The organism is Acrocarpospora macrocephala (genome assembly GCF_009687865.1).
GTDB classification, from domain to species: Bacteria; Actinomycetota; Actinomycetes; order Streptosporangiales; family Streptosporangiaceae; genus Acrocarpospora; species Acrocarpospora macrocephala.
In genome coordinates this window covers 1-11997 of record NZ_BLAE01000131.1, presented here as the reverse complement: position 1 = coordinate 11997, position 11997 = coordinate 1, and the positions used below count along the sequence as shown (strand labels likewise).

The window sequence follows — 11997 nt, the reverse complement described above, 5'->3', positions numbered from 1 at the left end:
GTAAAGCGCATGCTGCAAGGCACGGACTCTGTCCCCACAGACAGCCGCCAGAGTGGACCTAGCCGTTACGGCACTCACCAGTCCTGGTCCTCACAATCTCGCACGTGAACGAAGCAGCGGCCCTTCCCTCACCGCAGGTTGTGTTGTCCTACGGCTCGATCGGTACTACGACCGCCTCCGACTCCCTCCCGGCCGCCGCCCACTTCCCGGCTCCACACCGGTTATAAGACGGCGTCGTCCACGCCTATCCGCAGCACGCTCCGGCCGGGGAGGGCCTCCCCAGTTCCCGCCGCCACCCTCTGAACGTTCCGCGCCCTCTTACGCCGGAGAGTCCCTGACGGCAGCACTCCAGGATCTTCACCGCTTCCATGGCCTTCGCCGTGAGTCGCCCGGCTCGGCTCTCTCTCGGTGTCTAACGACGCGGCAGGCTTCGCTTCCGCTACGGACCGCTCAGTTGCTTCCCCCAACGGGGCTTTCGACGCTGGGCTTCGACCCGGCCTGTTTCCAGATGTCGGCGTACGACCTCACGTGTCGTTGCGCGTACGACCTCACGTGTAGGTCGGCTCCAGCGTGATCATTCTGTCACAGATGGTGATGTAGGTGATGGATCGGATGCGGCGAGTCGGTCTTTGAGCCGCCAGCTCGGGCCATTGATGGAGATCACGTCGCAGTGGTGCAGGAACCGGTCGAGGATCGCGGTGGCCAGGACCTCGTCGGTGAAGACCTGTCCCCACTCGCTGAAGGCCTTGTTGCTGGTGATGATGATCGAGCCCTTCTCGTAGCGGCGGGATACGAGCTGGAAGACGAGGTTGGCGTCGGCTCGATCCAGGGGCAGATAGCCGACCTCATCGATCTATGCGGATATCCGCATAGATCGACCTATGCCGACACGGCGACTATGCCGAGGATCCCGTCAGGGTGATCTTGCCCATGGGAGCGGAGCTGGGCATTCTCCCCGCGTTGGCCGCTCCGGCCTCGGCATAGTTGCGAGTTGAGCGCAGCCTCAGTCGTGGGAACACCGTGTTCCTCCGAGGGAGGCGAACCCCGATGGCTGGTACGAGAAGAAAGCCCGGCCTGCTGGGCCCGCACGTCGAGGGATACCGGGCCTGGCTCACGGAGCGGGGATACACATTCCCGACGGCCCGGAACATGCTCAAGGATCTTGGCCATGTCGGCCGCTGGCTGCTGAGCGAGGGTTTGGAGCCCGCGCACCTCAACGAAGAACAGATCGAGGCGTTTCTCGCCGCTCGACGTGCGGCCGGTCAGCGCAGGGTCCCCGGGTTACGCGGGATGATGCCGCTGTTGACCTATCTGCGCGAGACGGGTGTCGTCCCGCAGTGCCCGCACCTCACGCCGTTGGATGTCCTGCTCGATCAGTTCCGCTGCTGGATGATCGAGGAGCGGGGCCTGGCCCCGACCACGGTCCTTCGATACGAGAACACTGCGCGCCGCTTCCTGCACGAGCAGGCGATGGCCGCGGAGGTCTTCGCCCCGGCGGCGTTAACCGGTGCCGACATCAACGCCTTCCTGCTCCGCGAATGCGGCCGGGTCTCCTGGGGGTCGGCCAAGGGGCGAGTGGCGGAACTACGCTCGCTCCTGCGATTCCTCTACCTGCAGGGCATCACGACGTCCCCGCTGGGAGCGGCGGTCCCTCCGGTCGGCGGCTGGAGGTTCGCCGCGCTACCACCACCGGCCATGGCCTCCCAGGAGGTTCAACGCCTGCTGGACGGCTGTGACCGCGGCACGGACGTGGGCGTCCGTGACTTCGCGATCATCATGTTGGTCGCACGCCTGGGTCTTCGCTCCATCGAGGTGGCGCGCCTGGAGTTAGGCGATGTCGACTGGCGAGCCGGGGAACTCATCGTCCGCGGCAAGGCCGGGCGCCTGGATCGGCTGCCGTTGCCATCCCCGGTAGGTGACGCGCTGGTCGCCTACCTGTCCGGCGAACGCGGGCGGGAACACGACCGGCACGTGTTCTTGACCTGCCGTGCTCCGCGACGACCGGTCCGCGCTGACCTGGTCGGCGACGTCGTCGAGCGTGCCTGCCTCCGCGTCGGACTGGCCAGAGTGGGACCCCACCGGCTCCGGCATACGCTGGCCAGGCAACTCCTGCGCCATGGCGCTGACCTGGTCATGATCAGCCAGATCCTGCGCCACCAGGACCTGGCCACCACCGCCCTCTACGCCAAGGTCGACTTCGCGACGCTGCGACTGGTCGCCCAGCCCTGGCCGGGAGCCGAGCGATGAGCGCACTGGAGCAGACTCTCGCCGACTACCTGCGGCTACGTCGCTCTCTCGGCCATGACCTGGCCGAATCAGCCTGGATGCTGCCGGGGTTCGTCGCCTTCCTGGACGAGCGGGGAATGCAGACGGTGACGGTCCGCGCAGCGCTGGAGTGGGCGCAAGCAGCCGAAACCGAAGGCCGGACCACGACCATCGGGCCTCGGCGGATGACCGCGGTCCGCGGCTTTGCCCGCTATCTGACCGGCCTCGATCCCGCCACCGAGGTGCCGCCGCTCGGGCTGATGCCGCACCGTCCGCACTGGCGGCAGCCGTTCATCTACTCCCCGGCCAACATTCAGCAGGTGATGGCCTATGCCCGTCACCACCTCACTGCGCCGCTGCGGTCGGCGACCTACGAGACGCTGATCGGGCTGCTGGCCAGCAGCGGCCTGCGGATCGGTGAGGCCATCAAGCTCGACCGGAGCGACGTCGACTGGCACGAAGGCGTGCTGCTGATCCGCGAGTCGAAGTTCGGGAAATCCCGCCTCGTCCCTGTGGATTCCAGCGTCGTGCAGGCCCTGGCCCGTTACGCCGAACTCCGTGACAACCTTCAGCCGCATCCCCGTGACCCGAGCTTCTTCATCTCCCGCACCCGCAAGCGTCTGATCTACGCGGTCGTCTGCCCGACCTTCCGGCAGCTCATCACCGGCACCGGCGTCGGGGCCGAGGCACCATCGCCGCCCCGGATGCACGACCTGCGGCACACTTTCGCGGTCCGCACCCTGCTCAGCTGGTATCGCGCGGGCGTGGACGTCCCTGCCAAGCTCCCCGCGCTGTCGACCTATCTCGGCCACCGCGAACCGGCCAGCACCTACTGGTATCTGTCGGCCGTTCCCGAACTTCTCGCCCTGGCCGCCGCACGCCAGGAAACCGTCTGGCAGGAGATCCGGCCATGACCTTGATCGCCACGACGCTCCAGGCCTTCTTCACCGACCGGCTCGTCAAGCAGCGGCACGCCAGCCCCCGCACCATCGCCGCCTACCGCGACGCCCTTCGGCTGCTCCTCGGATTCGCCCATGAGCGGACCGGCAAGACGCCCTCCCAGCTCGACTGGGACGACCTGAACGCCACCGTGGTCTCGGCGTTCCTGAATCACCTGGAAGACGATCGGAACAACAGCGTCAGAACCCGCAACGTCCGGCTGACCGCGATCCGCTCGCTGTTTTCCTACGCAGCGCTGCAACATCCCGAACACGCACTGCTCATCCAACGCGTCCTGGCCATCCCGCCCAAACGCTTCGACAAGCGCATCGTCACGTTCCTGACCACACCGGAGATCAACGCTCTCCTCGCCGCACCCGACCAATCCCGCTGGGAGGGACGGCGTGACCGGGTCCTCATGCTCCTGGCGATCCAGACCGGTCTACGTGTTTCCGAACTCACCGGCCTCAACTGCGGTGACGTCGCTCTCGGCACCGGCGCGAACGTCCGCTGCGAGGGCAAAGGACGAAAACAGCGGGCTGTCCCGCTCACCGGCCCCGTCCAAGAACTCCTCCGCGACTGGCTCACCGAACGGGCCGGATCGCCCGGCGAGGCGTTGTTCTCCACCCGCTCCGGGCGACGACTCAGCCGCGACGCCGTCGCACTGCGCGTCAGCACGCACGCCGCGACCGCCGCGCAGCGGTGTCCCTCGTTACTCGGCAAGCGACTCCACCCGCACGTCTTACGGCACACCTGCGCCATGGCCCTGCTCCGCGCGGGCGTCGACACCGCGGTCATCGCGCTCTGGCTCGGCCACGCCGGCGTCCGCTCCACCGAGGTCTACCTCCACGCCGACATCAGCATCAAGGAGAAAGCTCTCGCCCTCACCACCCCCACGACCGCGGCCCTGGGCCGCTACCAGCCAACAGACCAGGTTCTGGCGTTCTTGGAGAGCCTGTGACTATGCCGAGGCCGGAGCGGCCAACGCGGGGAGAATGCCCAGCTCCGCCCCCATGGGCAAGATCACCCTGACGGGATCCTCGGCATAGTCGCCGTGTCGGCATAGATCGATGATCAACAGGGCGGGACGCAGGTAGGAGCGGATCTGCCAGCCGAGTTTGCCCTGGGCGGCGGCCAGGCGGAGCTTGCCGACCAGGTCGTCCAGGCTGGTGAAGTAGACGCTGAACCCGGCCTGGCAGGCGGCGACCGCGAGCGCGACGGCCAGGTGGCTCTTGCCGACGCCGGGCGGGCCGAGCAGCGCGATGTTGGCACGGACCTCGACGAAGCCGAGGGTGGCCAGGTCGCGGATCTTACGGACGTCCAGGTCGGGCTGGAAGGTGAAGTCGAAATCGTCGAGGGTCTTGTGATGCGGCAGCCCCGACAGCTTCAGTGCGTTGCGGAAACGGCGGCCGTCTTTGACCCCGGCTTCCTCGCCGAGGGCCAAGTCGAGGAAGTCCAGGTAGCCCATGGTCGCCTCCTCGGCGCGTTTGACGAGGTCGGGGACGGTGTCGGCGAGGTGGAGCAGGCCGAGTTTGGTGGCGGTGTCGCGGATGCGGGTGGCGATGAGCTCGCTCACGGTGTTCTCCTAACCGGTGTCGCTGGTGTCGTCGGGTTTCGGTGCTGGTGATGGAGGGGCGGCGGCCAAGCCGGTGGAAATTTTCGGATGCGCGGATACGCGGGCGCACGGCCCGGGCGCTTGGGTCGGCCCCCGGGAGCTGCGGGCGCCGCCAGAGCGCGGCAGGGTCAGCCGGTGGCTCGCGCCAGCTGGTGCAGCTTGACCGACTGGGTCCCCAGTTCGTCGATGAGGTCGGCGGGTGGCCGCTCGTGCAAGAACCGGGCCAGGTCGGCCCAGACCTGCTCGTCGGCGTGCAGCAGCCAGTCCTCCACCAGCGCCAGCAGGCGGGCCAGGTCCTCCAACTCGCCTTGATGGATCGGCAGGCAGCAGGCCAGGTCAGCGGCAGAAAGGCGGGCCCCGTCACCGGGACGCGCCAGCACGCCGCCCGATGGCGTGGTGCCGGCCGTGCCCGTGCCCGTGCCCGTGCTCGTGCCCGTGTTCATCGCTCTGCCTCCCGGTCCCATTCGGCCAGGAACGCGGCCCGGTCGTAATCCGCGAGCGGGCGGCGGGCCACCGGCGTGGCCGCGGCAGGGTTGCCCGCCAGTAGCGCGGCCAGGGGGTTCGGCTCACCGGGACCGCCTTGCCCGCCGATGTCACAGGCGGGGACCGGTTCCCAGCCAAGGCGGTCACCGCCGGCGGGCTCTATGACGGTGGCGCGCGTGTGCCCGTCCGGCAGCCCGTCCCAGTGGCCCGGGTCGACCATCCACGACCCGCGCCGCGGCGCTCGGGCATGCACCGCCAGCAGGCCGCCCCCGTCGATCTGCAAGGCGTGGACGGCGATCGTGTCGGCGCACGCGCGGACCTGCACCCGCTGACCGGCGCGCACCCGCTTGGCGGGCACGGAATACACCGACGCCTCGAAGCTGACCAGGCAGTCCTTGCCCACCCGGCGCAGATGATGGTCGGCGACCACATACGGCAGCTCGGGCAGCGGCGACAGGGCCGCGTGGTCGATCGCGGCGCGTTCACCGATCACCTGGCCGTGGGTGCGATGCACCTGGGCGCGGCGGATCGAAAGCCACGTGGTGAACGCGGCGTTCAGGTCGTCGAGGCTGGCGAAGACGCGCCCCGCCAGCACGTGATCGCGCACGATCTCGACCTGCCGCTCCACCCGGCCCTTGCCGGTGGGCCGGTAGGCGGCCAGCGGGTCGATGTCGAAGTCGTAGTGTGCGGCGAACGCGGCTGCTTCGGGATGCAAGGGGACAGCCTGCCCGGGCCCGACGTGCCGTTTGATCACGGTCTTGGTCCGGTCGTAGACGATCGTGCCCGGGACACCGCCGAAGTGGGCGAACGCTCGTCGATGGCAGTCCCAGAACGTCACCAGATCGGTTGAGGTGGTGAACACGCAGAACGGGTCACGCGAGTAGGACAGGACCATATGGAAGGAGTAGACCTTGCCGATCCCGGCATGGGCGAGCAGGTCGCCTTCCTCACCCCAGTCCACCTGGGCTTGGGCACCCGCGGTGACTTCGAACCGGCGGTGCAGCCCGGCCATCCGCTCGGCCTGGACGTCGGTGCCCGCCTCAGCGGCCAGCCGTGGCCGGGCCTCGGCCACATACAGCTTGACCCGCTGGTAGGAGTGGCCGTAGTCGTGCTCGGCGACCAGCCGTTCGTAGATGACAGCGGCTTTCATCGTCAGGTCCGCACGTAGTATCGCGTCGATCACCCCGGCATAGGGGGTGATCACCTGCGGCTGGGTGCCCTTACGCGACGGCGCGACCGGCGCAACGGCCTCGGCGGGCTGCGACAGGTACTTCTTGACGGTGCGCCAGTCCACACCACACGCCTCGGCGATCTGCTTATAGGTGGCGCCCGCTTGGTGAAGGGCGCGGAAACGTCGTAGGTTCATCCAGGACTCCGGATCCAGGATCATGAAGATGGTCGTCTTTCGGGTTGTCTGCTTGGCCGCCGACAATCCGAAGGATGATCAACTTCGTGGCGAGTAGCAGGTCAACTCGCCGGAACCCACCTACACGTGAGGTCGTACCGTCACCGACATGTGAGGTCGTACGCGGACACCAGACCGGGCCGCCAGCCTGCTACCGGGCTCCCTGGCGATTACCCGGACCGGACTCACACCGGCAGGCGACGACGAGCTTCCGATCAGGTCATGATCGCTGGACAATCACCTCCGTGATCTCTGGGCGCACCGGCTGCCGTACTAGGTACCTGGTTCCGCGTTCGCGCCATCCCGTCCTTGTCGACGGTGCAAGGCGCCCATTCGGCGGAGGGCACGGCCGAATTCACATCCCCCGGACGGTGGATTCGGCTAGGTGGATCCGTCATTCGACCCATTGATTTCCGCGCTTCTCGTGACAAACATGGAAACCGTTTCTCGCTGCGATGTGCCCTCGCCGTGCCGCGATATCCTCGTCATCCTCATCGTTGCCCTGGAGAATGAACCTCGGATTACGCTATACGAGCGCCCGGAGACCATTTTCCGGGCTGTCTGCCCGTGGCCGCCAGCGTCCAAAAGCCTATGTCCGAACTCAGAAGATGACTTAGAGTCATGGTGTGTCACGGAAATTGATCTAGCCATATTTATGTGGGTGTGTGCATGATCTACGTAGCCCGGAGGAGGAAGGGCTCGCCGGATGGTCGCGACTCCGGAGAGGCTCCCACAATGGGAGCGCCTTGCGGTGTGCCGGGAACTCGCATAAGGGTAGATACGATAAAGAGATTAACCAAAACTGCAGCTCTGGCGACGGCGCTCCTGCTGGGAGTTGCCACACCAGCGTTCGCCGCGATCTACACCGTGAACGTCGACGGTGGCGTATGGACTTACGGGATCAACGGTTCCAGCTACGTGATCTCCAACTACTACCATGGCACGAAGTGCCACGGATCCACCGCCATCGGCACGTTCACCTCAAGGTCCGCCAACACCGCAGCGGGCGCTACCTCCTATGCCTCCGCTCCGGCGAAGGGCTTCGGTAACGAGTCGTACTATCGGACGACCTGCACGTGATGATCGCTCTCGCGCGCAACTGACAGGCAGTTTGCACGTTTGAAGGCCGGGTGCCGGAGAACTCTCCGGCAGTCGGCCCAATCCTGTCTCAGTGTCTATTTCGTTTCTAATATCCCCTGGGTGCCTCAATGCTGCATGGTGCTGTCAAGCTCGCCTACGCCTTTCTGCTCGCTATTGCCGCATCTGTCAGCTTCGTTGTCTTGTGGGATCGCGACGGTGAAATCGTGCTGGGCGCTAACGCAAGTGTTTTCGTGCCAGAGGAGGACCACGAGGTTGCACCCATGCAGGTGGTGCAGCGAGTTGAGGAGTTCGCCTCGCGTGAACGAGTCGCTGTAGCTCGACTGGTTCTAGATTTCAGGGAGCCGTTCAGCGCACAGCACCTCTATCTCGCGACGCCCAGCCCCCATTCCGCCGAGGCAGCCTGGCTGACACAGGGCTACCCTGCCTTCTCCGGGCAGATGACAACCTCGGTACATCCCATTAGTGAAGCCGCGTCCCTCGACGCCCGAGGCTACTACTACGTGTTCGGGTCGGCAGCCGCCGGAGAGCGGCTCCTAGCCGAACTCGGCGAGCTGGGCCTGCGAGGTTCGATGAGCCGTCCGCTCTCGCCACGCGAACTGATCAATGATCTCCGTTCTACTCCGATCCCCGAGATCGTGCTGGCTGCGATACTCGCGGCTGTTGCGTTCATCGGTGTGGGCGTGTTGCTCGGCGCACGTGGCTATGCGGTACAACGTCTACACGGCCGCTCCTATCTGCGAATCCTCGGCGGGGACCTGCGGGGGCTGGCTGGGTTCTGGGCAGGTGCTGCCGTCATTGAGGCTGTTATGGTTCTAGCGTTCCTAGCCTGGTACAACGGCTGGGCTTGGATTTCGCTCTACGCGGTGGTAGCGGGGATCCTGGCAGCCGGATGCACAGCGGTGGCGGTGGCAGCTCACGCGTTGGCGCTGACGTTGGCCCTGGGCCGAAGATTGCCCGCAGCTCTGAAGGGTGAGCTGCCAACGAAAACGGCTGCGCTGGGCGCCTACCTAATCCGCGTTCCGGTGCTACTGATCTCATTGAGCTTGCTGGCGACAGTGGTGACGGCTGGCGAGGATATCTCCGACCGATATGACCATGAGCGCCTATACCAGCGAGCTGGCACAGCGACCTACATCTATCTGAAGGGAATCTCCGGAGAGGCGGCAAGCGCTGACATGGCTGCCCGGGTCGGGGGATGGCTACGTGAGGCGGACCGAGACGGCCAGGTGCTATTGGCAGCACGGGCCGGCATGCAGGACCAAGACGGCAACGGAAGCCCTGACCATGAGGTCATGTTTGTCAACGACACTTTCCTTGACCACCAAGCTGTGGTCGATCCAAGGGGTGGACGGTACCAAGGGGTGTCTGGCTCTGATCCGGGAACGATCCGTGTGATTATCCCGGAGTCATTGGCAGGACGTGCGCGAGCCATCGCGGATGACGCGGTGAAGCAGGTGACGGTGGGCCATCCGGAGCAGGCACGCGCAGCCGGGTTGACCTGGCACGCCACGCTCGCGAGGAAGGGACAGTCCGTCTTTGGGTATGGATCCGCGCCAGGCTTGAGGGGCATCAACGACCAGGACAATTCGATGATCGATGATCCTGTGCTCGTTGTGCTGCCCAACGGCTCTATAGCCATGCCCGTCGAGAATTACATGGCATATGCCACCCAAGGCCAACTGATCTTCCGCAATCCAGATGACGTTCGCGCAGGCATAGACAAGCATGGGCTACACACCTACGTAGCCGGAATTCAGCCGATCCGCGAGGTTTTTGCGCAGGAGAAGCGCGCTCTAGCTGGGTACCTCTCCTTGAATCTCATCGCATTCTGGTTCGCGGTCTGCGCCCTGGTCGTCACCGCGGTCGGCATCTGTATGATCTATGTCCGAAAGAACTCACAACTCATCTTCGTGCGGCACATCAGCGGTTGGCGATTTACCGCTACCCACCGCGTGCTACTGGCCGCAGAAAGTGCACTTGCCGCCACGCTTGCGGGGTGGGTTCCTTTCCGAGTCGGTCAGGAGAATATGTATCTCGACGCACTCACTGTCAGAGGAATACCATTGCCCTACCCGCGAACCGAACTGACCATTGGTGATATTGCCTCGGGAATAGCATTGGCGGCACTAACAGCGGGGGTAATGCTACTGGTTCTGCACCGTTTCCATCGACAGATCGCCCGCGAGGGGGCAAGCTCCGCATGAAAGCTGTATAGCTGGTGGAGACTCATTCGACCATGCTGTAGATAGGTCGAGCATCCAGAAGTTTAGGAGAGCGGTTACATGTCCGACAAAACAAGCACAAGCCGAGGCCTTACCGCGATGCCTAGTCAGCTCGGCGAGACCGCTCGCGCCAAAGGATCTGTGTTGGTGGAGGCGCGGGGGCTGACCAAGTCTTTTGGCGTGCGCGCCCTGTGGAAAGAGCTGTCATTTGACTTGAGCCGGGGACAGATGCTGGCTCTAACAGGACCTTCCGGCTCGGGCAAGTCAACGCTGCTGAACTGCTTGGGGGTGCTGGAGAGCGTGGACGATGGGGAGATTTTGGTCAACGGACAGGACATCACACGTTTCGGACGGCATCAGGCGCGACGGTTCCGTCGCGACATATTGGGCTACCTGTTCCAGAACTATGCACTGATCGAAAATGCGACAATCGCCCAGAATCTGGATGTAGCTCTGGCTGCCATCCGACCGTGGTGGCGGCGGCCTGATTACAATGAGGCGCTTGAGCGCGTCGGTCTAGGTGGCAGGGGAAAAGAAATGGTGTTCCGGTTAAGCGGCGGCGAACAGCAGCGAGTAGCGTTGGCGCGGTTGATAGTAAAACAACCGTCATTGGTGTTGGCCGATGAACCGACGGGGGCATTGGATGAAGAGAACGGGCGCGTGGTCGTTTCTGCGCTACGCGAAATGGCGCAGGCAGGGTGCGCCGTGGTGGTAGCCACACATAATAAGGACGTCGTTGCGGCATGCGACGATCTTCTGAGTGTGGGCACTTAGGGTCAGCTAATCAGCTATACCTGACCACGCCCTAGGAATTTATATAAGTAAAACTCGTAGTTGATGATCACTTGTACGCATCGCCTGCCGGTCAAACACCAGGCGGGCAGATTGATCGACGCATGCGGATCGTGGTGGCAGCGTGATCGGCGCAAGCTGCGTGATCACTGGCAAGTTGGCAACGAAACATCAACAATGAGGTGATCTCGGAGAAATCGATCCGGACAGGCAGTATTTCAGTGGCACAGACGACATCGGCAAGGTAGACACGCGGACGAATGGCCGGGCGTGGGAATGAGTGTGGGGCCCTCGGTAGAACAGAAGTCCCTGCCGGAAGGCCCCACGTGATCCCCTATCGTGCCACGCTCGACGTCCCACGTGAACTCGCCCGCCACCTTGCCCGGCTGCTGCGGGCCGAGCGCCACCGCCGGCACACCCCCAAGGGCAGCAGAGCCCTGACCTGCTTCCACCAGGCCGTATTCGCGTTGAGATGGTTCCGCAACGGCGGTGACATCACCGCCCTCGGCCGCGACCACGGCATCTCCCGCGCCACCGCCTACCGCTACCTCCAGGAGGCCGTCGACGTACTCGCCGACCAAGCCCCCGGCCTGCACCAAGCCCTGGACCGCGCCCGGGCCGACCACCTGCCCCACCTCATCCTGGACGGGAAACTCATCCCCTCCGACCGATGCGCCGAGCAGACGATCAGCATCAAGGGAAAAGACATCGACCTGTGGTACTCCGGGAAAGCCCACGCCCACGGCGGTAACGTCCAGGCGCTGTTCGCCCCCGACGGATTTCCCCTGTGGATCTCCCACGTCGCACCGGGGTCGGTTCACGACCTGACCGCAGCCCGCCGGGACGTTCTCGGCGCCCTCTATCGCCTCGCCACCCGCGACGGCATCCCCACACTCGCCGACGGCGCCTACGAAGGCGCGGGCCACGGCGTTCACACCCCTATCCCGCAACCCGAGGACGGCCGTGACCTGTCCCCGGACAACCGCACCTACAACCGGCTCCTACGCAACCTGCGCTGCCTCGGCGAACGCGGCTTCGCCCTGCTCACCCAGCGTTGGCGCACCCTCCAGCACATCACCGCCAGCCCCAGCAGAATCGGCGACATCGCCAAAGCCGCACTCGCCCTCACCCACTTCGAACACGGTTATCTCACGGGAATTCGGTGAGATCACCTC

11 protein-coding genes are annotated in these 11997 nt (G+C 65.0%); 7 read left to right on the top strand and 4 right to left on the bottom strand.

The window, feature by feature from the left end:
• Nucleotides 1–574 precede the first annotated feature (574 nt).
• Nucleotides 575–829, bottom strand: a complete 255-nt coding sequence (locus tag Amac_RS58350; protein WP_344447847.1) for an ATP-binding protein — start codon at nucleotides 827–829, stop codon at nucleotides 575–577.
• A gap of 218 nt (nucleotides 830–1047) precedes the next feature.
• On the opposite strand from Amac_RS58350, the gene Amac_RS52865 reads away from it, so the two are divergent.
• The 3 genes from Amac_RS52865 to Amac_RS52855 are packed head-to-tail and all read left to right on the top strand — an operon-like array spanning nucleotide 1048 to nucleotide 4165.
• Entirely contained in the window at nucleotides 1048–2247 is a 1200-nt protein-coding gene (locus Amac_RS52865; RefSeq protein ID WP_155361986.1) for a site-specific integrase, read from the top strand.
• Entirely contained in the window at nucleotides 2244–3179 is a 936-nt protein-coding gene (locus Amac_RS52860) for a tyrosine-type recombinase/integrase (RefSeq protein ID WP_155361985.1), read from the top strand. Before Amac_RS52865 ends, Amac_RS52860 begins: the two co-directional genes overlap by 4 nt.
• Nucleotides 3176–4165 carry a tyrosine-type recombinase/integrase gene (locus Amac_RS52855; protein WP_155361984.1) on the top strand — a complete coding sequence of 330 codons (990 nt, stop codon included), beginning with the start codon at nucleotides 3176–3178 and terminating at the stop codon, nucleotides 4163–4165. Before Amac_RS52860 ends, Amac_RS52855 begins: the two co-directional genes overlap by 4 nt.
• On the opposite strand, the gene Amac_RS52850 is transcribed toward Amac_RS52855, so the two are convergent.
• The 3 genes from Amac_RS52850 to istA all read right to left on the bottom strand — a co-directional run bounded on the left by Amac_RS52850 (nucleotide 4166) and on the right by istA (nucleotide 6668).
• Nucleotides 4166–4780 (bottom strand): ATP-binding protein, encoded by a 615-nt coding sequence (locus Amac_RS52850; protein WP_155361983.1) that lies wholly within the window; start codon nucleotides 4778–4780, stop codon nucleotides 4166–4168.
• 167 nt (nucleotides 4781–4947) lie between these two features.
• Nucleotides 4948–5262 carry a hypothetical protein gene (locus Amac_RS52845; RefSeq protein ID WP_155361982.1) on the bottom strand — a complete coding sequence of 105 codons (315 nt, stop codon included), beginning with the start codon at nucleotides 5260–5262 and terminating at the stop codon, nucleotides 4948–4950.
• Nucleotides 5259–6668, bottom strand: a complete 1410-nt coding sequence (istA, locus tag Amac_RS52840) for an IS21 family transposase (RefSeq protein ID WP_218041807.1) — start codon at nucleotides 6666–6668, stop codon at nucleotides 5259–5261. Before istA ends, Amac_RS52845 begins: the two co-directional genes overlap by 4 nt.
• Before the next feature lie 708 nt (nucleotides 6669–7376).
• Between istA and Amac_RS52835 the strand changes: the two genes are divergently transcribed.
• From Amac_RS52835 to Amac_RS52820, 4 genes are all read left to right on the top strand, one after another.
• On the top strand, nucleotides 7377–7787 hold the full coding sequence (locus Amac_RS52835) for a lactococcin 972 family bacteriocin (RefSeq protein ID WP_246269260.1): 411 nt from the start codon (nucleotides 7377–7379) through the stop codon (nucleotides 7785–7787).
• A gap of 128 nt (nucleotides 7788–7915) precedes the next feature.
• The gene (locus Amac_RS52830) at nucleotides 7916–10012 is read left to right on the top strand and encodes a bacteriocin-associated integral membrane family protein (protein WP_155361980.1); all 2097 of its coding nucleotides are present in this window, start codon (nucleotides 7916–7918) and stop codon (nucleotides 10010–10012) included.
• Nucleotides 10013–10174: 162 nt separating this feature from the next.
• A complete protein-coding gene (locus Amac_RS52825) occupies nucleotides 10175–10804 on the top strand; it encodes an ABC transporter ATP-binding protein (RefSeq protein WP_155361987.1) in 630 nt (209 codons plus the stop codon).
• 344 nt (nucleotides 10805–11148) lie between these two features.
• Nucleotides 11149–11988 (top strand): transposase family protein, encoded by an 840-nt coding sequence (locus Amac_RS52820; protein ID WP_155354104.1) that lies wholly within the window; start codon nucleotides 11149–11151, stop codon nucleotides 11986–11988.
• Nucleotides 11989–11997 lie beyond the last annotated feature (9 nt).

Excerpts from the sequence above, each read along its gene's own strand:
- Amac_RS52860 (WP_155361985.1), top strand. The coding sequence starts at position 2,244 with ATGAGCGCACTGGAGCAGACTCTCGCCGACTACCTGCGGCTACGTCGC.
- Amac_RS52830 (WP_155361980.1), top strand. The coding sequence starts at position 7,916 with ATGCTGCATGGTGCTGTCAAGCTCGCCTACGCCTTTCTGCTCGCTATT.
- Amac_RS52855 (WP_155361984.1), top strand. The coding sequence starts at position 3,176 with ATGACCTTGATCGCCACGACGCTCCAGGCCTTCTTCACCGACCGGCTC.
- Amac_RS52865 (WP_155361986.1), top strand. The coding sequence starts at position 1,048 with ATGGCTGGTACGAGAAGAAAGCCCGGCCTGCTGGGCCCGCACGTCGAG.
- Amac_RS52845 (WP_155361982.1), bottom strand. The coding sequence starts at position 5,262 with ATGAACACGGGCACGAGCACGGGCACGGGCACGGGCACGGCCGGCACC.
- Amac_RS52835 (WP_246269260.1), top strand. The coding sequence starts at position 7,377 with ATGATCTACGTAGCCCGGAGGAGGAAGGGCTCGCCGGATGGTCGCGAC.
- istA (WP_218041807.1), bottom strand. The coding sequence starts at position 6,668 with ATGAACCTACGACGTTTCCGCGCCCTTCACCAAGCGGGCGCCACCTAT.